The 23,862-nt window shown below is 62.4% G+C and carries 24 protein-coding genes, 5 tRNA genes and 1 pseudogene; 20 read left to right on the top strand and 10 right to left on the bottom strand.

All coding sequences use genetic code 11. The features are described from left to right. Positions 1-179 precede the first annotated feature (179 nt). Positions 180-458 (bottom strand): 30S ribosomal protein S20, encoded by a 279-nt coding sequence (gene rpsT, locus N805_RS19150; RefSeq protein WP_016484776.1) that lies wholly within the window; start codon positions 456-458, stop codon positions 180-182. A gap of 250 nt (positions 459-708) precedes the next feature. Between rpsT and murJ the strand changes: the two genes are divergently transcribed. The 6 genes from murJ to ispH all read left to right on the top strand — a co-directional run bounded on the left by murJ (position 709) and on the right by ispH (position 8,044). Then, positions 709-2,247 (top strand): murein biosynthesis integral membrane protein MurJ, encoded by a 1,539-nt coding sequence (murJ, locus tag N805_RS19145; protein ID WP_019473241.1) that lies wholly within the window; start codon positions 709-711, stop codon positions 2,245-2,247. A gap of 118 nt (positions 2,248-2,365) precedes the next feature. Beyond that, positions 2,366-3,316: a bifunctional riboflavin kinase/FAD synthetase gene (gene ribF / locus N805_RS19140; protein ID WP_026034651.1), complete on the top strand. Its 951-nt coding sequence runs from the start codon at positions 2,366-2,368 to the stop codon at positions 3,314-3,316. Beyond that, on the top strand, positions 3,313-6,144 hold the full coding sequence (gene ileS, locus N805_RS19135; RefSeq protein WP_019473243.1) for an isoleucine--tRNA ligase: 2,832 nt from the start codon (positions 3,313-3,315) through the stop codon (positions 6,142-6,144). The genes ribF and ileS overlap by 4 nt, the downstream gene beginning before the upstream one ends. Next, positions 6,137-6,652 (top strand): signal peptidase II, encoded by a 516-nt coding sequence (gene lspA / locus N805_RS19130; RefSeq protein WP_019473244.1) that lies wholly within the window; start codon positions 6,137-6,139, stop codon positions 6,650-6,652. The genes ileS and lspA overlap by 8 nt, the downstream gene beginning before the upstream one ends. After that, positions 6,645-7,082: an FKBP-type peptidyl-prolyl cis-trans isomerase gene (gene fkpB, locus N805_RS19125; protein ID WP_019473245.1), complete on the top strand. Its 438-nt coding sequence runs from the start codon at positions 6,645-6,647 to the stop codon at positions 7,080-7,082. Before lspA ends, fkpB begins: the two co-directional genes overlap by 8 nt. A 14-nt stretch (positions 7,083-7,096) precedes the next feature. Next, entirely contained in the window at positions 7,097-8,044 is a 948-nt protein-coding gene (ispH, locus tag N805_RS19120; RefSeq protein WP_019473246.1) for a 4-hydroxy-3-methylbut-2-enyl diphosphate reductase, read from the top strand. A 126-nt stretch (positions 8,045-8,170) separates the two neighbouring features. Here ispH and N805_RS19115 read toward each other — a convergent pair whose 3' ends face one another. Continuing rightward, a complete protein-coding gene (locus N805_RS19115) occupies positions 8,171-8,662 on the bottom strand; it encodes a GspH/FimT family pseudopilin (protein ID WP_028614146.1) in 492 nt (163 codons plus the stop codon). Between the two features lie 109 nt (positions 8,663-8,771). Here N805_RS19115 and N805_RS19110 point away from each other — a divergent pair, with 109 nt between their 5' ends. The 5 genes from N805_RS19110 to thiO are packed head-to-tail and all read left to right on the top strand — an operon-like array spanning position 8,772 to position 11,593. After that, positions 8,772-8,954 (top strand): prepilin-type N-terminal cleavage/methylation domain-containing protein, encoded by a 183-nt coding sequence (locus N805_RS19110; protein ID WP_019473248.1) that lies wholly within the window; start codon positions 8,772-8,774, stop codon positions 8,952-8,954. Further along, positions 8,951-9,589 carry a PilW family protein gene (locus N805_RS19105; RefSeq protein ID WP_019473249.1) on the top strand — a complete coding sequence of 213 codons (639 nt, stop codon included), beginning with the start codon at positions 8,951-8,953 and terminating at the stop codon, positions 9,587-9,589. Before N805_RS19110 ends, N805_RS19105 begins: the two co-directional genes overlap by 4 nt. After that, a complete protein-coding gene (locus tag N805_RS19100; RefSeq protein WP_019473250.1) occupies positions 9,586-10,050 on the top strand; it encodes a hypothetical protein in 465 nt (154 codons plus the stop codon). The genes N805_RS19105 and N805_RS19100 overlap by 4 nt, the downstream gene beginning before the upstream one ends. 1 nt (position 10,051) lies before the next feature. Continuing rightward, a complete protein-coding gene (locus N805_RS19095) occupies positions 10,052-10,441 on the top strand; it encodes a type IV pilin protein (RefSeq protein ID WP_019473251.1) in 390 nt (129 codons plus the stop codon). A 54-nt stretch (positions 10,442-10,495) separates the two neighbouring features. Then, positions 10,496-11,593 carry a glycine oxidase ThiO gene (gene thiO, locus N805_RS19090; protein WP_019473252.1) on the top strand — a complete coding sequence of 366 codons (1,098 nt, stop codon included), beginning with the start codon at positions 10,496-10,498 and terminating at the stop codon, positions 11,591-11,593. Between the two features lie 59 nt (positions 11,594-11,652). Here thiO and N805_RS19085 read toward each other — a convergent pair whose 3' ends face one another. Continuing rightward, complete coding sequence (locus tag N805_RS19085; RefSeq protein ID WP_019473253.1) at positions 11,653-11,883, bottom strand: PP0621 family protein; 231 nt, start codon at positions 11,881-11,883, stop codon at positions 11,653-11,655. A gap of 94 nt (positions 11,884-11,977) precedes the next feature. Further along, positions 11,978-12,997 carry an outer membrane protein assembly factor BamD gene (locus N805_RS19080; protein ID WP_019473254.1) on the bottom strand — a complete coding sequence of 340 codons (1,020 nt, stop codon included), beginning with the start codon at positions 12,995-12,997 and terminating at the stop codon, positions 11,978-11,980. A gap of 147 nt (positions 12,998-13,144) precedes the next feature. Between N805_RS19080 and rluD the strand changes: the two genes are divergently transcribed. From rluD to N805_RS19040, 8 genes are all read left to right on the top strand, one after another. After that, positions 13,145-14,107 (top strand): 23S rRNA pseudouridine(1911/1915/1917) synthase RluD, encoded by a 963-nt coding sequence (gene rluD / locus N805_RS19075; protein WP_026034652.1) that lies wholly within the window; start codon positions 13,145-13,147, stop codon positions 14,105-14,107. Next, positions 14,104-14,844 carry a peptidoglycan editing factor PgeF gene (gene pgeF, locus N805_RS19070; RefSeq protein WP_019473256.1) on the top strand — a complete coding sequence of 247 codons (741 nt, stop codon included), beginning with the start codon at positions 14,104-14,106 and terminating at the stop codon, positions 14,842-14,844. The genes rluD and pgeF overlap by 4 nt, the downstream gene beginning before the upstream one ends. 249 nt (positions 14,845-15,093) lie before the next feature. After that, on the top strand, positions 15,094-17,658 hold the full coding sequence (gene clpB, locus N805_RS19065; RefSeq protein ID WP_019473257.1) for an ATP-dependent chaperone ClpB: 2,565 nt from the start codon (positions 15,094-15,096) through the stop codon (positions 17,656-17,658). A gap of 418 nt (positions 17,659-18,076) precedes the next feature. Then, positions 18,077-18,152 (top strand) — tRNA-Asn (locus N805_RS19060). Between the two features lie 3 nt (positions 18,153-18,155). After that, a tRNA-Pro gene (locus tag N805_RS19055) sits at positions 18,156-18,232 on the top strand. A gap of 6 nt (positions 18,233-18,238) precedes the next feature. Continuing rightward, a tRNA-Lys gene (locus N805_RS19050) sits at positions 18,239-18,314 on the top strand. Positions 18,315-18,360: 46 nt separating this feature from the next. Beyond that, a tRNA-Pro gene (locus tag N805_RS19045) sits at positions 18,361-18,437 on the top strand. 5 nt (positions 18,438-18,442) lie between these two features. Beyond that, a tRNA-Lys gene (locus tag N805_RS19040) sits at positions 18,443-18,518 on the top strand. 206 nt (positions 18,519-18,724) lie between these two features. Here N805_RS19040 and N805_RS19035 read toward each other — a convergent pair. The 3 genes and pseudogenes from N805_RS19035 to N805_RS19030 form a co-directional block, all read right to left on the bottom strand. After that, positions 18,725-20,020 (bottom strand): NAD(P)/FAD-dependent oxidoreductase, encoded by a 1,296-nt coding sequence (locus N805_RS19035; RefSeq protein ID WP_019473258.1) that lies wholly within the window; start codon positions 20,018-20,020, stop codon positions 18,725-18,727. 84 nt (positions 20,021-20,104) lie between these two features. After that, positions 20,105-20,277 (bottom strand): annotated as a pseudogene (locus tag N805_RS30095) (DUF3094 family protein). Between the two features lie 132 nt (positions 20,278-20,409). Beyond that, a complete protein-coding gene (locus N805_RS19030) occupies positions 20,410-21,039 on the bottom strand; it encodes a DUF1780 domain-containing protein (protein ID WP_019473259.1) in 630 nt (209 codons plus the stop codon). 216 nt (positions 21,040-21,255) lie between these two features. Between N805_RS19030 and N805_RS19025 the strand changes: the two genes are divergently transcribed. After that, positions 21,256-21,939 carry an energy-coupling factor ABC transporter permease gene (locus N805_RS19025; RefSeq protein ID WP_019473260.1) on the top strand — a complete coding sequence of 228 codons (684 nt, stop codon included), beginning with the start codon at positions 21,256-21,258 and terminating at the stop codon, positions 21,937-21,939. Positions 21,940-22,175: 236 nt separating this feature from the next. Here the strand turns inward: N805_RS19025 and yacG are convergent, their stop codons facing one another. From yacG to N805_RS19010, 3 genes are read right to left on the bottom strand one after another with little or no spacing between them, the layout of a single operon-like run. Further along, entirely contained in the window at positions 22,176-22,376 is a 201-nt protein-coding gene (gene yacG / locus N805_RS19020; RefSeq protein ID WP_016501579.1) for a DNA gyrase inhibitor YacG, read from the bottom strand. Continuing rightward, positions 22,373-22,996: a dephospho-CoA kinase gene (coaE, locus tag N805_RS19015; RefSeq protein ID WP_019473261.1), complete on the bottom strand. Its 624-nt coding sequence runs from the start codon at positions 22,994-22,996 to the stop codon at positions 22,373-22,375. The genes yacG and coaE overlap by 4 nt, the downstream gene beginning before the upstream one ends. Further along, positions 22,996-23,862, bottom strand: a complete 867-nt coding sequence (locus N805_RS19010; protein WP_019473262.1) for a prepilin peptidase — start codon at positions 23,860-23,862, stop codon at positions 22,996-22,998. Before N805_RS19010 ends, coaE begins: the two co-directional genes overlap by 1 nt.

The raw sequence follows: 23,862 nt of genomic DNA, 5'->3' as shown, positions 1-23,862 counted from the left end.
TCGCGATCGGGCTGCGCAGCGGCCCCTCGGTATTAGCGTCGATGCCGATATTGCTGGGGCTGCCGTGCAGCCCGATCGCGACACAAGGCCGCTCCTACACAAAGCGTGTTGGCGCAGGTGTCTAAATCGCAGGCAACAAAAAACCGACCCTAGGGTCGGTTTTTCGAATAGCGCGTCGCTTAGGCAGCTGCAGCTTCTTTCAGCGCCTTGATGTGGCCATTCAGACGGCCTTTGTGACGAGCAGCTTTGTTCTTGTGGATGATACCTTTGTCGGCCATACGGTCGATTACAGGTACAGCCAGAACGTAAGCGGCTTGCGCTTTGTCGGCGTCTTTTGCGTCAATGGCTTTAACTACATTCTTGATGTAGGTGCGGACCATGGAACGCAGGCTGGCGTTGTGGCTGCGACGCTTCTCAGCCTGTTTTGCACGTTTCTTGGCGGAAGGTGTGTTGGCCACCGTCGAGCTCCTCGAAAGACTTTAGGTAAATAGCAAACAAAATAGGCCGCGAATCATGCCGATCAGTAGATCGATTGTCAAGGCCACCTGCAAGGTTCCGCCGAGCGGTGCGCCAACAAGAGGGAAAGATTCCTTTCTGCTGCGCGACCTGTACACTCGGGAATTTTTGGCTCCCCTGCGAAGGCGCGGGAGTATCGCACATTCGGACGCTGTCTGGCAGCGTCCTCTGCCTTTGGCGTGAATCTTTTCGATGAACCTGCTCAAATCCCTGGCTGCAGTAAGCTCGATCACCATGATTTCCCGGGTGCTGGGCTTCGTGCGTGACACCATCCTGGCTCGCATCTTTGGTGCCGGCGTCGCTACTGACGCCTTCTTCATCGCGTTCAAATTGCCCAACCTGTTGCGGCGCATTTTCGCCGAGGGCGCGTTTTCCCAGGCCTTTGTGCCGATCCTGGCCGAATACAAGACCCAGCAGGGCGAGGAAGCGACGCGCACCTTCATTGCCTACGTCAGCGGCCTGCTGACCCTGGTCCTCGCCCTGGTGACTGCCATCGGCATCCTGGCGGCGCCGTGGGTGGTGTGGGCAACAGCCCCGGGTTTTGTCGACAATGCGGAAAAATACGAGCTGACCACCGCGCTGTTGCGGGTGACCTTCCCTTATATATTGCTGATCTCGCTGTCCTCCCTGGCCGGTGCAATCCTCAATACCTGGAACCGTTTCTCGGTACCCGCCTTCACCCCAACCCTGCTGAACGTGGCGATGATCGCCTTCGCCGTGCTGCTGACGCCGTACTTCAACCCACCGATCATGGCCCTGGCCTGGGGCGTGCTGGCGGGTGGCCTGGCGCAGTTGCTGTACCAGCTACCCGCGTTGAAGAGGATCGGCATGCTCGTGTTGCCGCGTCTGAACCTGAAGGACGCGGGGGTGTGGCGGGTATTGAAGCAGATGTTGCCGGCGATTCTCGGGGTATCGGTGAGCCAGATCTCGCTGATCATCAACACCATCTTCGCCTCTTTCCTGGTGGCCGGCTCGGTCTCGTGGATGTATTACGCCGACCGCCTCATGGAGCTGCCGTCAGGGGTGCTGGGCGTGGCCCTGGGCACCATCCTGTTGCCGACCCTGGCCAAGACCTACGCCAACAAGGACCGCGAGGAGTACTCGCGGATCCTCGACTGGGGCCTGCGCCTGTGCTTCCTGCTGGTGCTGCCGTGCACCCTGGCGTTGGCCATTCTTGCCGAGCCGCTGACCGTTGCGCTCTTTCAATATGGCAAGTTCAGTGCGTTCGATGCAGCCATGACCCAGCGGGCGCTGGTGGCCTATTCCGTAGGCTTGCTGGCGATCATTCTGGTCAAGGTACTGGCACCCGGCTTTTATGCGCAGCAGAATATCCGCACACCGGTGAAGATCGCGATTTTCACCCTGGTCTGCACCCAGCTGTTCAACCTCGCCCTGGTCGGCCCGCTTGCGCACGCCGGCCTGGCATTGGCGATCAGCCTCGGTGCCTGCCTGAATGCCGGCTTGCTGTTCTGGAAGCTGCGCAGCCAGCAGTTGTTCGAGCCACAGCCAGGTTGGGCAATGTTCCTGCTCAAGCTTGTCTTGGCAGTGGTGCTGATGTCGGCGGTATTGTTGGCGGGCATGCACTATATGCCGGCCTGGGAGCAGGGCATCATGCTTGAGCGCTTCATGCGGCTTGGCGCACTTATCCTGGCAGGCGTCGTGACGTATTTCGGCTGCCTGTACCTGTGCGGCTTCCGGCCCCGGCATTTCGCCCGCAAGGCCCTGCACTGAGGCTTCAGGCGGGTCAGGCGTCGGTTTTTCGCATTCCACGCCGCCCTTGGGCGTTGCTGCCTGTCACCGGCGCCCGGGTGTGGTTATAATCGGCCACTTTATGAGCAAGAAGCGCGTTATGCAGCTGGTTCGAGGTCTTCACAACCTGCGCCCCGAGCACCGGGGCTGTGTCGCCACCATTGGCAACTTCGACGGGGTTCACCGCGGCCACCAGGCAATCCTGGCGCGCCTGCGCGAGCGCGGTCAGGCCTTGGGCCTGCCGACCTGCGTGGTGATCTTCGAACCGCAACCACGCGAGTACTTCGCCCCTGATACCGCGCCGGCGCGCCTGGCCCGCCTGCGCGACAAGGTCGAACTGCTGGCCGCCGAGGACATTGACCGGGTGCTGTGCCTGGCGTTCAACCAGCGCTTGAGCAAGCTCAGCGCCGATGCCTTCGTCAAGGCCATCCTGGTCGACGGCCTGGGCGTGCGCCACCTCGAAGTGGGTGATGACTTCCGCTTTGGCTGCGACCGCGCCGGCGACTTCGCCTTCCTGATCGAGGCCGGCAAACAGTACGGCTTCACCGTCGAGGCCGCCAACACGGTGATCCAGGACGGCCTGCGGGTCAGCAGCACCGAAGTGCGCAAGGCCTTGTCCGAAGCCAATTTCGAGCTGGCCGAGCACCTGCTGGGCCGCCCGTACAGCATCACCGGCCGCGTGCTGCATGGCCAGAAGCTGGCCCGCCAGCTCGGCACACCTACCGCCAACATCCAGCTCAAGCGCCGCCGCGTGCCGCTGTCCGGGGTCTACCTGGCCAGCATCGAAATCGACGGCAAGGCCTGGCCGGGTGTGGGCAATATTGGCGTGCGTCCCACCGTTGCCGGTGATGGGCGCCCGCACCTGGAGATTCATCTTCTGGATTATGCCGGCGACCTGTATGGCCGGCGTCTGACGGTGGAGTTCCACCACAAGCTGCGTGAAGAGCAGCGATTCGCCTCCCTGGAGGCGCTGAAGTCGGCGATCGATGCGGATATCGCCGCCGCACGTGCACATTGGCACGCTCAACCGCTAACGAAGAGCCTGAAATGACCGACTACAAAGCCACGCTTAACCTTCCGGACACCGCCTTCCCCATGAAGGCCGGCCTGCCTCAGCGCGAACCGCAGATCCTGCAGCGCTGGGACAGCATTGGCCTGTACCAGAAGCTGCGCGAGATTGGCAAGGATCGTCCCAAGTTCGTCCTGCACGACGGCCCGCCCTATGCCAACGGCAAGATTCACATCGGTCATGCGCTGAACAAGATCCTCAAGGACATGATCGTCCGCTCCAAGACCCTGGCCGGCTACGATGCGCCGTATGTCCCGGGCTGGGACTGCCATGGCCTGCCGATCGAACACAAGGTCGAGGTGACCCACGGCAAGCACCTGTCTGCCGACCGCACCCGCGAGCTGTGCCGCGAGTACGCCGCCGAGCAGATCGAAGGGCAGAAGACCGAGTTCATTCGCCTGGGTGTGCTGGGTGACTGGGACAACCCGTACAAGACCATGAACTTCGCCAACGAGGCCGGCGAAATCCGTGCCCTGGCCGAGATGGTCAAGCAAGGCTTCGTGTTCAAGGGCCTCAAGCCTGTGAACTGGTGCTTCGATTGCGGTTCGGCCCTGGCTGAAGCGGAAGTCGAGTACGCCGACAAGAAATCCCAGACCATCGACGTGGCCTTCCCGGTTGCCGACGAGGCCAAGCTGGCTGCCGCCTTCGGGCTGGACGCGCTGGCCAAGCCAGCCGCCATCGTAATCTGGACCACCACCGCGTGGACCATCCCCGCCAACCAGGCGCTGAACATCCACCCGGAGTTCAAGTACGCCCTGGTCGATACCGGCGAGCGTCTGCTGGTGCTGGCCGAAGAGCTGGTCGAGTCGTGCCTCAAGCGTTACAACCTGGAAGGCGCGGTCATCGCCACTGCCCAGGGTTCGGCGCTGGAGCTGATCAACTTCCGCCATCCGTTCTACGACCGCCTGTCGCCCGTCTACCTGGCCGACTACGTCGAGCTGGGCGCCGGTACCGGTGTGGTTCACTCCGCGCCTGCCTACGGTGAAGACGACTTCGTCACCTGCAAGCGCTACGGCATGGTCAACGACGACATCCTCACGCCGGTGCAGAGTAACGGCGTGTACGTCGAGTCGCTGGAGTTCTTCGGCGGCCAGTTCATCTGGAAGGCCAACCCGGCCATCGTCGAGAAGCTGAGCGAAGTCGGTGCGCTGATGCACACCGAAACCATCAGCCACAGCTACATGCACTGCTGGCGCCACAAGACCCCACTGATCTACCGCGCCACCGCGCAGTGGTTCGTGGGCATGGACAAGCAGCCAAGCACTGGCGAGCCGCTGCGTGAGCGCGCGCTCAAGGCCATCGAAGAGACCAAGTTCGTGCCGGCCTGGGGCCAGGCGCGCCTGCACTCGATGATCGCCAACCGCCCGGACTGGTGCATCTCGCGTCAGCGCAACTGGGGTGTGCCGATCCCGTTCTTCCTGCACAAGCAGACCGGCGAGCTGCACCCACGTACCGTCGAACTGATGGAGGCTGTGGCCAAGCGCGTCGAACAGGAAGGTATCGAAGCCTGGTTCAAGCTGGATGCCGTCGAACTGCTGGGTGACGAAGCCGGCCAGTACGACAAGATCACCGATACCCTGGACGTGTGGTTCGACTCCGGCACCACCCACTGGCACGTGCTGCGCGGCTCGCACGACATCGGCCACGCCACCGGCCCGGTTGCCGACCTGTACCTGGAAGGCTCCGACCAGCACCGTGGCTGGTTCCACTCGTCGTTGCTCACCGGTTGCGCCATCGACAACCACGCGCCGTACCGCGAACTGCTGACCCACGGCTTCACCGTGGACGAGAACGGCCGCAAGATGTCCAAGTCGCTGGGTAACACCATCGAACCGGAGAAGGTCAACAACACCCTGGGTGCCGACATCCTGCGCCTGTGGGTTTCGGCCACCGACTATTCCGGTGAAATGGCGGTTTCCGAGCAGATCCTGCAGCGTAGCGCCGACGCCTACCGCCGTATCCGCAATACCGCGCGCTTCCTGCTGTCCAACCTGTCCGGTTTCGACCCGGCCCGCGACCTGCTGGCCCCGCAAGACATGCTGGCACTGGACCGCTGGGCCGTGGACCGTACCCTGCTGCTGCAACGCGAGCTGGAAGAGCACTACAGCGAGTACCGTTTCTGGAACGTCTACTCCAAGGTGCACAACTTCTGCGTGCAGGAGCTGGGCGGCTTCTACCTCGACATCATCAAGGACCGCCAGTACACCACCGGCGCCAACAGTGTCGCCCGCCGTTCCTGCCAGACCGCGCTGTACCACATCAGCGAAGCGCTGGTGCGCTGGATTGCGCCGATTCTGGCGTTCACCGCTGACGAAATCTGGCAGTACCTGCCGGGCGAGCGCAACGAGTCGGTGATGCTCAACGGCTGGTACCAGGGCCTGAGCGAGCTGCCAGAAGGCACCGAGCTGGACCGCGCCTACTGGGATCGCGTAATGGCGGTGAAAGCATCGGTCAACAAGGAGCTGGAAAACCAGCGTACCGCCAAGGTCATCGGCGGCAACCTGCAGGCCGAAGTCACTCTGTACGCCGACGAAGGCCTGAGCGCCGACCTGGGCAAGCTGGGCGACGAGCTGCGCTTCGTGCTGATCACCTCGGCCGCCAGCGTGGTGCCGTTCGTGCAGGCACCGGCGGACGCCGTGGCCACCGAAGTCGAAGGCCTCAAGCTGAAAGTGGTCAAGTCCGGCCATGCCAAGTGCGGCCGTTGCTGGCACTTCCGCGCCGACGTCGGCAGCCACCCGGAGCACCCGGAAATCTGCAGCCGTTGCGTCGACAACCTGACCGGCTCGGGCGAGGTGCGTCACTATGCCTAACCCGGCAGTGGGGCGCTTCGGGCGCCTTGCATGGCTTTGGCTGAGCTTGCTGGTGCTGGTCCTCGACCAGGCCACCAAGCTGTATTTCAACAACGCCCTGACCATGTACCAGCAGATAGTCGTCATCCCTGACTACTTCAGCTGGACCTTGGCCTACAACACCGGTGCCGCTTTCAGCTTCCTCGCTGATGGTGCCGGCTGGCAGCGCTGGCTGTTCGCCCTGATCGCCGTGGTGGTCAGTGCCGTACTGGTGGTGTGGCTCAAGCGCCTGGGGCGCAACGAGACCTGGCTGGCCGTGGCGCTGGCGCTGGTGCTGGGTGGCGCCATTGGCAACCTGTACGACCGCGTCGTGCTGGGCCATGTGGTCGACTTCATCCTGGTGCACTGGCAGAACCGCCATTACTTCCCGGCCTTCAACGTGGCCGACAGCGCCATCACCGTTGGTGCGGTGATGCTGGCGCTGGATATGTTCAAGAGCAAGAAGTCCGAGGATCCGGTCCATGACTGACACCCGTATCGGCCAGAACACCGAAGTCACCCTGCACTTCGCGCTGCACCTGGAAAACGGCGACACCGTAGACAGCACGTTCGACAAAGCCCCGGCCACCTTCAAGGTTGGCGATGGCAACCTGTTGCCGGGCTTCGAAAGCGCGCTGTTCGGCTTCAAGGCCGGTGACAAGCGTACAGTGGTGGTGGCCCCGGAGAACGCCTTCGGCCAGCCCAACCCGCAGAACGTGCAGGTCATGCCACGGTCCAACTTCGAAGGCATGGAATTGTCCGACGGGCTGCTGATCATCTTCAACGATGCCGCCAACGCCGAGCTGCCGGGTGTGGTCAAAGCGTTCGATGACGACCAGGTGACCATCGACTTCAATCACCCACTGGCTGGCAAGACCCTGACCTTCGAGGTGGAGATCCTCGAGGTGAAGGCCCTGTAAGCCTGGAGCCGAGCATGCAAATCAAACTCGCCAACCCTCGCGGCTTCTGCGCGGGGGTCGACCGGGCGATCGAGATCGTCAACCGCGCGCTGGAAGTCTTCGGCCCGCCGATCTATGTGCGTCACGAAGTGGTGCACAACAAGTTCGTGGTAGAAGACCTGCGCAACCGCGGTGCCATCTTCGTCGAAGAGCTGGACCAGGTGCCGGACGATGTCATCGTCATCTTCAGTGCCCACGGTGTTTCCCAGGCCGTGCGCCAGGAAGCAGCTGGCCGTGGCCTGAAAGTGTTCGATGCCACCTGCCCGCTGGTGACCAAGGTGCACATCGAGGTGGCCAAGTACAGCCGCGACGGCCGTGAGTGCATCCTCATCGGCCACGAAGGGCACCCGGAAGTCGAAGGCACCATGGGCCAGTACGACGCCAGCAACGGTGGTTCCATCTACCTCGTCGAAGACGAAGATGATGTAGCCAGGCTGCAGGTGCGCGACCCCGACCACCTGGCTTTCGTGACCCAGACCACGTTGTCGATGGACGACACCAGCCGCGTCATCGACGCCCTGCGTGCGCGCTTCCCTAACATCGGTGGCCCGCGCAAGGACGACATCTGCTACGCCACCCAGAACCGCCAGGACGCCGTCAAGCAACTGGCGGGCGAGTGCGACGTGGTGCTGGTAGTCGGCAGCCCGAACAGCTCCAACTCAAACCGCCTGCGTGAGCTGGCCGAGCGCATGGGCACCCCGGCCTACCTGATCGACGGTGCCGAGGACATGCAACAGGGCTGGTTTGAACAGTCGGCGCGTATTGGCATCACTGCGGGTGCTTCGGCCCCTGAAGTGCTGGTACGTGGCGTGATCGAGCAGCTCAAGGCCTGGGGCGCTACCGGCGCTGAAGAGCTGGACGGGCGTGAAGAGAACATCACCTTCTCGATGCCCAAAGAGCTGCGGGTTCGCTCGCTGATCTGACTGAAGCCTGTACTGGCCTCATCGCCGGCAAGCCAGCTCCCACAGGTACTGCACAAGCCTTGAAGGCAGTGATATCCCTGTGGGAGCTGGCTTGCCGGCGATAGGGCCGGCAAGGTCGGCTCAAGGCTATGTACTTGCACAGCGAGTATTGTTTCGGTCCTCTGCAAGCAATCTGACTCTCCCGGTCGATGCCAGCACCACTTGATATCGGCTGCTGGCAGATGAGCGTTCGCACACTTCCAGGGTTGTTCCCAACCAGCTGTTGTTCAGCGTCATTGGAACGCCCAGTGCACTGAACTTGAACTGCTCCCCGCGATTGCTCGTAATCTTGAGCGGCCTCGAAAGGCGCTGCTCGCGCAGCAGCTGCTGGTTATGCTCCAGCACCACCCGCCAACCCTTCCCCCAGTTACCGTCCAGCGCCTGCACCAGCACCGGTTGGCTTTGCAGCATGGCGTGGCTGCGTGCGCTGCGCAGTGCCTGTGCCAAATCACGGGCAGCGGCTGCCCGGTGTAGGTCGTCGCTCATCCTGGCGTAGGCCGGCACGCCGAGCTGTGTCAGCAAGACAGCCACGGCCAAGGCCGACAACATTTGTATCAGTGTTACCCCTCGTTGCTTCACCGTGCATTCCTCCCTGGAAGTGCTTGGCTATAGCTTCACGTTCGCTGGCCAAGCGGTCTAGTCGGCCAGGTTCAGGGCTATTGCAGGAAAAGTCGCAGGAGGTGCAGGGATGCACGCAAGACAACGGGGCATGACGCTCCTGGAAGTGTTATTGGCTCTGGTGATAGTGGCCGCAGGTCTATTTGCAGCGGCGGGGCTGCAACTGCAGGCATTGCAGGCTGTGACCAGCGCACACCGCGACGGGCAGGGGGCAATGGCGGCGCACAGTGAGCTTGAACGGGGGCGTCGATGAGGCGCGCCCAAAGTGGTTTTGGCTTGCTTGAGTTGATGCTGGCGCTGGGTATCGGCTTGATCTTACTGGCGGCGGTTAGTCAGGTCTTTACATCGGCTCACCAGGCCTGGCGCCTGCAAAGTACCGCGGTGCGCATGAATGATGAGGCGCGGCAGGCGTTGTTGCGCATGGCGCAGGACGTGCGTATGGCCGGAATGTTCGGCTGTATGCGCCTCAAACCTGGCGACTTCCTGGACTTGGCTGCGCAGCCTGCCTTTGTCCGGCCACTGCAGGCCGATACGTCAAGCCTGAGCCTGGTTGTCGCCGAGCTGCCAGGGTATGCGGGCGACCCGGAGTGGACGGTGGTAACGAACTGTACCAACGAAGTGAGGGTTCATAAGCATCGAGTACAAGGCAATGAAAAACTGATGGCTGTGCCCGTCAGTCGTCACCACTATGTGCACAGCGGCACCACGCTTTTCTTCAAGCGGGGCGACATTAATCAGCCACTGGTCGATCATGTACGGGAGCTGCGAGTGGGGTATGTACCTGGGGAGCGGGTCGATCTTCAACTCACATTGTATGAACCCAGCTTGCAGCTTGAGCAGCATCACTCGCTGAGCGTGGCACTCCGCAACCCGGTACCCGCTTCATGAGCCGCCAGCGTGGTGTGGTTCTTCTGTTGGCCCTGGTCCTGAGCATGCTGCTGGGTCTGCTTGCAGCATCTGCCCTGCGCGACGCCTTGGCGGAAACGCGAATGACGGGATACCTGAGCGATGGTCTGCAAGCGTTCGAAGAGGCCGAGGCTGCGTTGCAGGCAGGCAAACACGAACTTGAGCGGGCACCTCCTGACCCTTGTGGCGCGTGCCTGCCACCAGCCCGACCGCACGATCTGGCAGGGCAGTGGCAGGGCACCCACAACGGTTACTTCCATATACAGAACCTGGGCACGAGCACTCGCGCTGCGCACATGCCAGACGAGCAACTGGTCACCCTGTTCCGCATAACTGCCGTCAGCAAGCAAACCCAGTCACGCCACGTGCTGGAAGCCGTCTACGCCGTGGCCGGCGACACAACCCGGCGCATCACCTGGCGGCAAAGACTGAGAGGAGACTGACATGCAGCAAGGCTTGAGCCTGATCGAGTTGTTGATTGTGCTGGCCGTGACCGGCATTCTGGCAGCCATTGCCTACCCCAGTTACAGCGACCAGCTTCGGCGAGCCGCACGCAGCGAAGTGGTTGGCCTGCTGCATGATGCTGCCTTGCGCCTGGAGCGCCACCGCGTGCGCACCGGCCAATATGCCGAGGGCGACCCGGCCTTGCCCGACGGTACACGCTATTACAGCCTGCAGGCCCAGCGCGACAGCGACACCTTCACGCTGCGAGCACGGCGGCTGCCGCATGGGCTGATGGCGCAGGATGGCTGTGGCGACTTCCAGCTGGACCACGCCGGCGTGCAGCGCAATCCGGGTGCCGTTGGCGGCAGCGAGCACTGCTGGGGGAGCTGAAGGTTGAATGATGCCCGGTGCATCGCGGTTTTACTTCAGGTGTTGGATCGACAGATGAGCAAGCAAGTAGTGGTGGTCGGCGGCGGGGTGATCGGCCTGCTGACGGCGTTCAACCTGGCGGCCAAGGTCGGGCAGGTGGTGGTGTGTGACCAGGGTGAGGTGGGGCGTGAGTCGTCGTGGGCCGGTGGGGGCATCGTTTCGCCGCTGTACCCGTGGCGCTACAGCCCGGCCGTGACCGCCCTGGCGCACTGGTCGCAGGACTTTTATCCACAGCTGGGCGAGCGTTTGTTCGCCAGTACCGGTATCGACCCCGAAGTGCACACCACGGGCTTGTACTGGCTCGACCTGGATGACGAAGCCGAAGCGCTGGCCTGGGCGGAACGTGAGCAGCGGCCGCTCAGTGCCGTGGATATCTCGGCGGCCTACGACGCGGTGCCGGTGCTGGGCCCGGGTTTCAAGCGCGCCATCTACATGGCCGGTGTAGCCAACGTGCGCAACCCGCGCCTGGTGAAGTCGCTGAAGGCGGCGCTGCTGGCGCTGCCCAACGTCACCTTGCGCGAAAATTGCCAGATCACGGGTTTCGTTCAGCAGGGCGGGCGCGTGACCGGCGTGCAGACCGCTGAAGGCGTGCTGGCGGCGGATGAGGTGGTGCTCAGTGCCGGGGCTTGGAGTGGCGACCTGTTGCGTACCTTGGGCCTTGAGCTGCCGGTAGAGCCGGTGAAGGGCCAGATGATCCTGTTCAAGTGCGCCGAGGACTTTTTACCGAGCATGGTGCTGGCCAAGGGGCGCTATGCGATCCCGCGGCGGGATGGGCACATTCTGGTGGGTAGTACGCTCGAGCATGCCGGGTATGACAAAACCCCGACCCCTGATGCACTGGAGAGTCTGAAGGCTTCGGCGGTGGAATTGCTGCCAGGGCTCGAAGGGGCCACCGTGGTGGGGCACTGGGCCGGGCTGCGACCGGGGTCGCCAGAAGGCATCCCCTACATCGGGCCCGTGCCGGGGCACAAGGGGCTGTGGCTGAACTGCGGGCATTACCGCAACGGGCTGGTGCTGGCGCCAGCTTCGTGCCAACTGTTTACCGACTTGCTGACCGGGGCCGAGCCGATCATCGACCCGGCGCCGTATGCGCCAGCAACGCGGTTGGCCTGAAGTTACGCGATCCCTTGTAGGAGCGCCCCGGCAAGGCCGCCCCTACAAAGGTTTTGTATTCAGTTTTGTCGGCCTGGGCCTTGTTGCAGGTGCGCCTGGCTGCAATACCACTCTTTGCCCTGCTGCAGCGCCCGGTCGTTGGGCAGGTGCACGCCGCAATGGGCGCAGCGCACCATCTGCAGTGGCGCATCCAGCTTCGCCTCGGGGTGCGACTGTTGGCTGACTTTGAACTTGCGCCACAGCCAGAACGCGGCGGCGATCAGGGCGATCCAGAAAAGTAGGCGAACCATGGTGTCCAGCTTGTCGGTTGAAGAAGCTGACAGTCTAGGGCGCGGCCAATAAAAAAGGGAGGCCCAAGGCCTCCCTTTCATGTACCGCTGTGGGTCAGTCGAACAGACCAAAGGTCATGTAGCTGAACCAGGAGCGGTCATTTTCGGCTTGTTTCGGGCCTTCCGGCACGATCGGATCGCCGTTTTCGTCTTTCGGCAGCAGCTCTTGCGGCATCTCGTCACGCGCGTCCTGGAACTGCTTGACCACGTCCTGGTTGGCGCGGGTTTCGCCCGGCGGCAGCGGGGTATCGGTTTCGATCAGGCCCAGGGTGGCCTTGGACAGCCAGCCGCGCCCGTCAGACTCGGTCTGCTTGGGCTGGAACTCGCCATCGACCAGGCTCGGGTGGTCAGGGTAGTTGAGCTTGAGGGTTTCCAGGCTGGTGGCGGCCAGCTCGTCCAGGTGCATCTTCTGGTACGACTCGACCATTACCGCCAGGCCGTCGCCGACCGATGGGGTTTCCTGGAAGTTTTCTACCACGTAGCGGCCACGGTTGGCGGCGGCCACATAAGCCTGGCGGCTCAGGTAGTAGTCGGCCACGTGAATTTCATACGAAGCCAGAAGGTTGCGCAGGTAGATCATGCGCTGCTTGGCGTCGGGCGAGTAGCGGCTGTTGGGGAAGCGGCTGGTCAGCTGGGCGAACTCGTTGTACGAGTCGCGGGCGGCACCCGGGTCACGCTTGGTCATGTCCAGCGGCAGGAAACGCGCCAGCAGGCCACGGTCCTGGTCGAACGAGGTCAGGCCTTTGAGGTAGTAGGCGTAGTCGACGTTCGGGTGCTGCGGGTGCAGACGGATGAAGCGCTCGGCGGCCGACTTGGCAGCCTCGGGCTCGGAGTTCTTGTAGTTGGCGTAGATCAGCTCGAGCTGCGCCTGGTCGGCATAGCGGCCGAACGGGTAGCGCGATTCCAGGGCCTTGAGCTTGTTCACGGCGCTGGTGTAGCTGGAGTTGTCCAGGTCAGCTTGCGCCTGCTGGTACAGCTCGGCTTCGCTGAGGTTCTCGTCAATGACCTCTTTATTAGAGGAACAGGCCGCGGTAAGCCCGAGGATGGCGATCAGCAGCAGGTGTTTCACTTGCATGGCGGCTTGCGTCCCTTTGACGGCCGCTGTCTTGGGCGGTGCCGTCCTGTTATGATGAGCGCCCCGGCCAACCCCGGGACAAAAGAAGCCGTATTTAACCACAAGCTCGCAGCCGAAACCAAAGGCTGTGCGCCCGCCGAATCGAGCATGTCCGAGATCATTCAACTTAGCGCAGAGGTACCGTCCGAACTGGGCGGCCAACGCCTCGACCAGGTCGCCGCCCAATTGTTCGCTGAGTACTCGCGTTCGCGGCTTACTTCGTGGATCAAAGAGGGCCGCCTGACGGTCGATGGCGCCGTTGTGCGCCCTCGAGACACCGTCTATGGTGGCTCGCTGCTGGCACTGCAGGCCGAACAAGAGGCCCAGGGCGAGTGGATCGCAGAAGATATCGAACTGGATATCGTCTACGAAGACGACCATATCATGGTAATCAACAAGCCTGCCGGGCTGGTTGTGCACCCGGCCGCCGGTCATGCCAGTGGTACGCTGCTCAATGCGTTGCTGCACCACGTGCCAGACATCGTCAACGTACCGCGCGCCGGTATCGTTCACCGGCTGGATAAAGACACCACCGGCCTGATGGTGGTGGCCAAGACCTTGCAGGCGCAGACCAGGCTGGTCGAGCAGATGCAGGCGCGCAAGGTCAGCCGCATATATGAATGCATCGTGATCGGCGTGGTAACTTCCGGTGGCAAGATCGATGCCCCGATCGGCCGCCACGGCGGTATGCGCCAGCGCATGGCAGTCACCGACGGCGGCAAGCCGGCGGTCAGCCACTACCGCGTGCTCAAGCGCTTCCGCTCGCACACCCACGTGCGGGTAAAGCTGGAAACCGGCCGTACCCACCAGATTCGTGTGCACATGGCCCACGTTGGCTTCCCGCTGGTCGGCGACCAGACGTACGGTGGGCGCTTCCGCATTCCACCGGCTGCCAGCCCGACCATGGTCGAGGCCGTGAAAACCTTCCCGCGCCAGGCGCTGCATGCACGCTTCCTGGCGTTGGCTCACCCGATTACCGGTGAAATCATGAAGTGGGAGTCGCCACTGCCCGATGACTTCCTCTGGTTGCTGTCGCTGCTGAGCGAAGACCGCGAGAGCTTTATCGGATGAGTGGCCTGACGCAGTCGCTGCTGTTTCCCGACTGGCCTGCCCCGGCCTCGGTTCGCGCCTGTGTCACCACCCGTCAGGGCGGCGTCAGCCTGTCGCCCTACGAAACCTTCAACCTTGGCGACCACGTAGGGGATGACCCTGCTGCAGTTGCCGAGAACCGCCGCCGCCTTAGCGACACGTTCGCCATCCAGCCGGCCTGGCTCAAGCAGGTGCATGGGCTGGTGGTGGCGGATGCCGACCCGGCCGTGGTGGCCGAGGCCGACGCCAGCTGGACCGACCAGCCTGGCCTTGCCTGCACCGTGATGACCGCCGATTGCCTGCCTGCGCTGTTCTGCGACCGGGCCGGTACTCGCGTGGCGGCGGCGCATGCGGGCTGGCGCGGGTTGGCTGGCGGCGTGCTGGAAGCCACCTTGGACCGCCTGGCACTGCCGCCTGAAGAAGTGCTGGTGTGGTTGGGGCCGGCCATTGGCCCGCAAGCGTTCGAAGTGGGGCTGGAAGTGCGTGATGCCTTCACCGCCGTGCACCCGCAAGCCGCTCGGGCATTTGTCGACGGCGAACGGCCGGGCAAGCTGATGGCGGATATCTATGAGCTGGCGCGTATTCGCCTGGCTGCCTGTGGGGTGACTGCTGTTTATGGCGGTGGCTTGTGCACGGTCAGTGATGCGCGGTTCTTCTCCTACCGCCGTACCCCGCAGGGTGGGCGCTTCGCATCCCTGGTGTGGCTGCAACCCCGCTAGCCTGTACTGGCCTCTTCGCGGCCTCGCCCGCTCCCACAGAGAATCCACACCTTTTGAAACTGTTGGTGTACCTGTGGGAGCGGGCATGCCCGCGAATGGCCTCCGTTAATCCAACAGGTTGACTTCGGTCAACCCCGCTACGCTTGAATCTTCCAGAATCAGCCTTATCTATAAGGTCATCTCAGGCAGGTTTCTTTATAAACAGGCGCTGTCCATCGCTCCGACCTGCCCTTTAAAGGAAGGTACATCATGCGAATAGACCGTTTGACCAGCAAGCTGCAATTAGCAATATCCGATGCTCAATCCCTGGCCGTTGGCATGGACCACCCAGCCATCGAGCCCGTGCACCTGATGCAGGCACTGCTTGAACAGCAGGGCGGTTCGATCAAGCCGCTGCTGATGCAGGTTGGCTTCGACATCAACAACCTGCGCCAAGCGCTGGTGAAAGAGCTCGACCAGCTACCGAAAATCCAGAACCCAACCGGCGACGTGAACATGTCGCAAGACCTGGCGCGCCTGCTTAACCAGGCCGACCGCCTGGCCCAGCAGAAGGGCGACCAGTTCATTTCCAGCGAACTGGTGCTGCTGGCCGCCATGGACGAGAACAGCAAGCTCGGCAAGCTGCTGCTGAGCCAGGGCGTGAGCAAGAAGGCCCTGGAAAACGCCATCAACAACCTGCGTGGCGGCGCGGCAGTGAATGACCCGAACGCCGAAGAGTCGCGCCAGGCGCTGGACAAGTACACCGTCGACCTCACCAAGCGTGCCGAAGAAGGCAAGCTGGACCCGGTGATTGGCCGTGACGACGAAATCCGCCGTACCGTGCAGGTGCTGCAACGCCGTACCAAAAACAACCCGGTGCTGATCGGTGAGCCTGGCGTGGGTAAAACCGCCATCGCCGAAGGCCTGGCCCAGCGCATCATCAATGGTGAAGTGCCTGACGGCCTCAAGGGCAAGCGCCTGCTGGCGCTGGACATGGGCGCGCTGATTGCCGGTGCCAAGTACCGCGGCGAGTTCGAAGAGCGCCTCAAATCGCTGCTGAACGAGCTGTCCAAGCAGGAAGGCCAGATCATCCTGTTCATCGATGAACTGCACACCATGGTCGGCGCCGGTAAAGGCGAAGGCGCCATGGACGCCGGCAATATGCTCAAGCCAGCCTTGGCGCGCGGCGAACTGCACTGCGTCGGCGCCACCACGCTGAACGAGTACCGCCAGTACATCGAGAAGGACGCCGCCCTGGAGCGCCGCTTCCAGAAGGTGCTGGTAGAGGAGCCGAGCGAGGAAGACACCATCGCGATCCTGCGTGGCCTGAAAGAGCGCTATGAAGTGCACCACAAGGTGGCCATCACCGACGGTGCCATTATCGCAGCCGCCAAGCTCAGCCACCGCTACATCACTGACCGCCAGCTGCCGGACAAGGCGATTGACCTGATCGACGAAGCGGCCAGCCGCATCCGCATGGAGATCGACTCCAAGCCGGAAGTGCTCGACCGCCTTGATCGCCGCCTGATCCAGTTGAAGGTGGAATCGCAGGCGCTGAAGAAGGAAGAAGACGAAGCGGCGAAAAAACGCCTCGAGAAGCTGACCGAAGAAATCGAGCGGTTGGAGCGTGAATATTCCGACCTGGAAGAAATCTGGGCATCGGAAAAGGCCGAAGTGCAGGGCTCTGCGCAGATCCAGCAAAAGATCGAGCAGGCCCGCCAGGAACTGGAAGCCGCCCGTCGCAAAGGCGACCTGAGCCGCATGGCCGAGCTGCAGTACGGGGTAATCCCCGACCTGGAGCGCAGCCTGCAGATGGTCGACCAGCACGGCAAGACCGAGAACCAGTTGCTGCGCAACAAGGTAACCGAGGAAGAAATTGCCGAAGTGGTGTCGAAGTGGACCGGCATCCCGGTGTCCAAGATGCTGGAAGGCGAGCGCGAGAAGCTGCTGAAAATGGAAGCGCTGCTGCACCAGCGCGTGATCGGCCAGAACGAGGCGGTTACAGCTGTGGCCAACGCCGTGCGCCGCTCGCGTGCCGGGCTGTCCGACCCGAGCCGGCCAAGCGGTTCGTTCCTGTTCCTCGGCCCCACCGGTGTGGGCAAGACCGAGCTGTGCAAGGCGCTGGCCGAGTTCCTGTTCGACACCGAAGAGGCGATGGTGCGCATCGACATGTCCGAGTTCATGGAGAAACACTCCGTGGCTCGCCTGATCGGTGCACCACCAGGGTATGTAGGTTATGAAGAGGGCGGTTACCTGACCGAGGCCGTACGGCGCAAGCCATACTCGGTGGTGCTGCTGGATGAGGTGGAGAAAGCCCACCCGGATGTGTTCAACGTGCTGCTGCAGGTGCTGGAAGACGGCCGCCTGACCGACAGCCACGGGCGTACCGTGGACTTCCGCAACACCGTGATCGTGATGACCTCCAACCTGGGCTCGGCGCAGATCCAGGAACTGGTAGGCGACCGCGAGGCACAGCGTGCGGCGGTGATGGATGCAGTGGGCGCGCATTTCCGTCCGGAGTTCATCAACCGTATCGACGAAGTGGTGGTGTTCGAGCCACTGGGCCGCGAGCAGATCGCCGGCATTACCGAGATCCAGCTCGGCCGCCTGCGCAGCCGTCTGCTGGAGCGCGAACTGTCGCTGAGCCTGAGCCCGGAGGCGTTGGACAAGCTGATTGCCGTGGGTTACGACCCTGTGTACGGCGCACGGCCGCTGAAGCGGGCTATCCAGCGCTGGATCGAAAACCCGCTGGCGCAGCTGATTTTGGCTGGCCAGTTTGTGCCGGGTACGTCGATTACCGCCACGGTGGAAGGCGACGAAATCGTCTTTGGGTAATGTGTTTCACCATGAGCCCCGCTTTTGCGGGGCTTTTTTTTGCTTTCTCACAGGCGCTGTCGGGCCCCTGTGGCGGCGGGTTTACCCGCGAAGAGGCCGGCACAGCCCAGTAAAACCGGGGCTTTCGGGGAATTCAGGGTAACTTGCTGAAATTTTTGAAATTTTTGCTTGCATCAAAATTCGAGTGACCCTAATATACGCCGCGTTGTCAGGCACTAAGCGAATCACCAGCAACACCGGTGACCGCAAAACAACTTACAAATCAGTAAGTTGAATGAAAAAAAGTGGTTGACAAGCAAAACGAAGAATGTAGAATAGCCGGCCTCAGCAGCGACAAAGCGTAAGCTAAGAAGCTAAAGAGTCCGAAGCGAACACAGTCTTCGGAGTAGCAAATCGGTAAGTTGTACCGAAGTTCAGTTCCGCGATAGCTCAGTCGGTAGAGCAAATGACTGTTAATCATTGGGTCCCTGGTTCGAGTCCAGGTCGCGGAGCCATCTCGGGGTGTAGCGCAGTCCGGTAGCGCGCCTGCTTTGGGAGCAGGATGTCAGGAGTTCGAATCCCCTCACCCCGACCATTTTCCGGGTCGTTAGCTCAGTTGGTAGAGCAGTTGGCTTTTAACCAATTGGTCGTAGGTTCGAATCCTACACGACCCACCATGTAAAGAAGGGCATCTCCAAGAGATGCCCTTTTTTTTGAAAGACCCGGGGTGTAGCGCAGTCCGGTAGCGCGCCTGCTTTGGGAGCAGGATGTCAGGAGTTCGAATCCCCTCACCCCGACCATTTTTGGGTCGTTAGCTCAGTTGGTAGAGCAGTTGGCTTTTAACCAATTGGTCGTAGGTTCGAATCCTACACGACCCACCATGAATAAAGGGCATCTCGAAAGAGATGCCCTTTTTCTTTTGCCTCAAATTTATCCCACCTCTTACCGCAACACGGGCCCTTGTGGAAGCAGCCTTGTGCTGCGAAAGGGCCGGTACGGCAAAAGATTTTCTCTGCTGGTAATGGCCTCTTCGCAGCACAAGGCTGCTCCTACAGGTCAGTGCATTGCCTGCAGGAGCGGGTGCCTGTCAGTGCAGCTTCAGGCGTGGCTCGGTACCCCGGCCAATCTTGCTACCCAGCATCATCAGCGCCGTGCGGAAGAACCCGTACAACGCCATCTGGTGCATGCGGTACAGCGACACGTAGAACATCCGCGCCAGCCAGCCTTCCAGCTTCACGCTGCCCATCAGGTTACCCATCAGGTTGCCCACCGCCGAGAAGCGCGACAGCGACACCAGCGAGCCGTAGTCTTTGTACTCGTAGGTCGGCAGCGTCTTGTTCTCCAGCCGCGCCTTCAGGCTCTGCGCCAGCATCGAAGCCTGCTGGTGCGCCGCCTGGGCCCGTGGCGGCACGTTGCGGTCGCTACCCGGTTGCGGGCAGGCAGCGCAGTCACCGAAGGCGAAGATGTTGTCGTCGCGGGTGGTCTGCAGGGTAGGGCGCACCACCAGCTGGTTGATGCGGTTGGTTTCCAGGCCATCGATCTCCTTCAGGAAGCCAGGCGCACGGATACCGGCCGCCCACACTTTCAAGCTGGCCTGGATCACTTCGCCATCCTTGGTCTTCAGGCCGTCCTCGGTCACTTCACTGACCGCAGCGTTGGTCAACACCTTCACCCCGAGCTTTTCCAGGGTCTTGTGCACTGGCACGCTGATGCGCTCTGGCAGCGCAGGCAGCACCCGCGGGCCTGCCTCGATGAGGGTGATGTGCATGTCCTTGGGCTGGATGCGGTCCAGGCCATAGGCCGCCAGCTCGTGGGCGGCGTGGTGCAGCTCGGCCGCCAGTTCCACACCGGTGGCACCGGCGCCGACGATGGCTACGCTGATCTGCTCGCTGGCCACGTCGCCGGCGTGGGCGCGCAGGTAGTGGTTGAGCAATTGCTGGTGGAAACGCTCGGCCTGCTTGCGCGTGTCGAGGAACAGGCAGTGCTGCGCCGCCCCCAAGGTGCCGAAGTCGTTGGTATTGGAACCCACGGCAATGACCAGGGTGTCGTAGCCCAGGGTGCGCGCAGGCAGCAGCTCGCGGCCCTCATCATCGAGGGTGGCAGCCAGTTGAATCTGCTTGCCCTCACGGTCCAGGCCGCTCATGCGCCCCAGCTGGAAGTTGAAGTGGTTCCACTTGGCCTGGGCCACGTAGTTCAGTTCGTCTTCCGAGGAGTTCAGTGAGCCGGCGGCCACTTCGTGCAGCAGTGGCTTCCAGATATGCGTGAGGTTGGCGTCGACCAGGGTGATTTCGGCCTGCTTGCGCTTGCCCAGGCTTTTACCCAGGCGGGTCGCCAGTTCCAGGCCGCCGGCGCCGCCGCCGACAATCACGATGCGATGAGTCATGGGGATATCTCATAAGGTTTACGGAATTCGTGGCCCTGGGGGCCGGCCGCAAACTGCACGAGGGGAGGGCGAGCGCGAAGCAGCTCATAGCACCAGTCCACTCAGCAGGCGGCTGATGAGACCCAACCCGATGGTCACGGCCACCACCAGTACAAGGAGCAGCCACGGCCGGAATGGCCTGCGCTCGACTTGGTGCTGGGGGCTCGCAGATACTCATCGACACGACGCTGATCTTCCGGGTTCAGGCGGCTGGTCATGGTGGGCCTCGTCAGGTAGACGTTTGTGACTGCGCAAACGCTACAGCGTTCGCGCAGGCGCTTGAAACAAATGATAATGCTTTCTATCCCTGGCGCCGAGTGTACGCCATCGCAAACACTCGCTGCACTGGATCAAAGACTGATGCCCACGTCGAAGACAATGCTGCGGCCCAGGTTGCCGCGCAGGAAGTCTGGCGCATCGGGGTGGGCGAACAGCACCCGGGCAAACGTCGGCCCCACCAGCGACAACGAGCGCCAGCCCTGGCGCAGGTATTCGGTGGGCGGCGGGAAGTGGGTGTTGAGGTCGAGCACTTCGCGCTTGAGGCTGGCGAAGGCGATGATGTCCAGCTCGTTCAGCTCCAGCCCGCGTTCCCGGTAGTTGTGCGCTTTCTTGCGCAAGGTCGGCGCCAGGCGCGCCAGCAGCTCGGTGGCACTGATGCGCCGCGGCCGTGCTTCACGGCGCACCAGCTGTGCCAGTGAAAACGCACTGCGCCGGCGCTGTAGTTCTTCGCGCCACTCATCGTTCAGCCGACGCCCTTCGTCGAGCACGAAAAACACCTCGAAGGCCGCGTCGCGGAACAGCACATCGGGCGGCTCTTGCCCGGCCGGGGTGAAGTCTTCGCTGCGGTAGGGGATGTTCAACCCCTGCAACAGTCGCTGGCACACCCAACGCTCCCGCTCCCACTTGCGGGCGTTGGAGAGAAAGGCATTGGCTTGTTCGGCCTGGATGGTAAGCAGGCGCAGGTAGTCTGAGTCATCCATGCAGACAAGCTTAGCCGCTAATCGATGACGGTAAGATGCTGTTTAAGCGTGGGAATCAGCGCAGTACCGGCAACGCTTGCACAGGTGCGCCCGATTTCTTCCGGCATGACCGATGCTTGCTGTATGGAATGAGGGCGCCAACCCACCGCTGCCGAAGGAAAGGGAGAATGGGTGTAGACTCATCTTATCCACAAGGCTGCAAGGGGTATTGATCAGGTGATCAGCGCGCAGGTGTTGTCCGGCACCACGCTAAGCCTTGGCTGGCTGGGTTTTGTGCCGTTGCTGATCTGGGCGGTAAGCCGGGTTCGCTGGGTTGAACTGTTCACCGACCGGCGCCGCCAGCATTTGCTGTTTGGCACGGTGTTCTGCCTGTTCGCGCTGTGGCTGGTGAGGCGCGATTTTGATACCGGGGTGTCGTACCACTTTATTGGCATGACGGCGGTCACCCTGTTGCTGGACTGGCCGCTGGCGGTGCTGGGCGGGTTCCTGGCCCAGCTTGGTTTGCTGGCGCTAGGGCGCCAGGACCTGGCGGCGCTGGGGGTGAATGGCTTGTTGCTGATTGGCTTGTCGGTGCTGATTACCGAGGTGTGCGCGATAGTGGTCGAGCGTGCCCAGCCGCGAAACCTGTTCGTTTATATCTTCTGTTCGGGGTTCTTCCCGGCAGCGCTCACCGTGCTGGTTTGCGTGCCTGCGGCGCTGGGGTTGTTGTGGCTCGACGGGCGTTTTGCCCTGCCGGAGTGGCTAAGCGACTTTGTCGGCTACCTGTGGCTGATGATGTTCCCCGAGGCGTTCATCAACGGCATGGTAATCAGTGCACTGGTGGTGTTTTGCCCGGATTGGCTGGAAACCTTCAACCGCACACGGTATCTGCAGGCGCCCTGGAAGGAAGATGAGCGGTGATCATGCGGCGGCTCTGCCATCACCTCTAAAACCTGGCGCATCGCCTCCAACCCCTGCGCCATACCTGTGGGAGCGGGCATGCCCGCGAACACGGGCGAAGCCCGTGCCATCCACTGCGCCGCCTGCTTCGCGGGCTTGCCCGCTCCCACAGGTACCGCGCACGTTTCGGGCACACGCTATATTTGTGGGAGCGGGTTCACCCGCGAAAGGGCCGGCGCAGCCACCTTGTAATCAGCTCAGTGCCGCGGCTCCAGGTCCCCAGAATACAGCTCATCTTCGGACTCTTCCGACCCCGCAATCTTGTGCTCCTCGGCTGCCCAGGCCCCCAGGTCGATCAGTTTGCAACGGTCCGAACAAAACGGCCGGAACGCGCTTTTTTCGGCCCATTCCACAGGTGCGCCACAAGTAGGGCAATCGACGGTCAACGGCTGGCTCATGGCTGGCCTCCTTTCAAAGTCAGGTAAAAGTGGTGCAGGTGGTCAATCTGCTCATGCAGCTCGGCCAGGTCGCCGTCGTTGACCACCACATCATCGGCATGGCGCAGGCGTTCGTCACGGGCCAGCTGGGCCTGCAGAATCGCCTGCACCTGTTCGGCACTGGTGTTGTCCCGCGCCAGGGTGCGGGCTATTTGCAGCTCCTGCGGCGCATCGATCACCAGCACGCGCTGGGTCTTTTGGTACTGCCCCGATTCGATCAGCAGCGGCGACACATACACCGCATACGGCGACTGCGCCTTGGCCAGGTAGCTGAAAATCTCCTGCCCGATCAGCGGGTGCAGCAGTTGCTCCAGCCATTTGCGCTGCGCCGGGTCGGCGAAGATCAGCTGGCGCAGGGCGGCGCGATCAAGCTGGCCGTCAGCTTGCAGCACACCTGGGCCGAAGCGCTCGACGATGCTGGCCAGGGCCGGGCGGCCAGGTTCGACAACCCAGCGCGCCGCCTGGTCGGCGTCGACCAGGTGCACGCCAAGCTCGACAAAACGCTCGGCAGCGGCGCTCTTGCCACTACCAATGCCGCCGGTCAGGCCGAGAATCCAGGGGGTAAAGGCTGCAGTGGCCATCAGTATCCAAGCAGTTGCATGTATGAGGCGTACATTTCATCACCCCAGAGCACAGCAATCCACCCCGCAATCGCCAGATAAGGGCCAAACGGTATCGCCGTGCCCATCGCATGCCGGCGCAAACGCAGCAGGCACAGGCCAACCAGCGCCCCCACCACCGACGACAGCAGCAGCGTCAACGGCAACACCTGCCAACCGCCCCAGGCCCCGATCAGCGCCATCAGCTTGAAGTCGCCATAGCCCATGCCTTCCTTGCCGGTGACCAGCTTGAACACCCAGTACACCGTCCACAGGCTGAGGTACCCGGCCACCGCGCCCCACAACGCGTCGGCCAGTGGCACATAGAGGCCAAAGGCGTTCACGATCAGCCCAAGCCACAGCATCGGCAGCACCAGCACATCCGGCAACAGCTGGTGGTCCGCATCGATCAGGCTCAGGGCCAGCAGGCACCAGGTGAGCGGCAATGCCAGCAAGGCTTCGGCCGAAGCGCCAAAACGCCAGGCCACCACCAGCGACAGCAGCGCGCTGGCCACCTCCACCAGTGGGTAGCGCGGGCTGATACGGGCTTTGCAGGCTGAGCACCGCCCGCGCAACGCCAGGTAGCTGAGCACCGGAATGTTCTCCCAGGCGCGAATCTGATGCGCGCAGTGCGGGCAGCGGGATGCCGGCAGGCACAGGTCGAACCGTTCGTGTTGCGCAAGCGGCAGCCCTAATACTTCTTGCGCCTCACGCTGCCACTGGCGCTCCAGCATGATCGGCAGGCGATACACCAGCACGTTGAGAAAGCTGCCCACCAGCAAGCCGAGCACCGTGGCCAGGGTGAGGAAGTACGCCGGCTGCTCAGCCAGCAAAGTCCATAAAGTCAT

Source organism: Pseudomonas putida S13.1.2 (genome assembly GCF_000498395.2).
Taxonomy (GTDB): Bacteria; Pseudomonadota; Gammaproteobacteria; order Pseudomonadales; family Pseudomonadaceae; genus Aquipseudomonas; species Aquipseudomonas putida_Q.
This window is presented reverse-complemented; position numbering and strand designations above follow the sequence as displayed.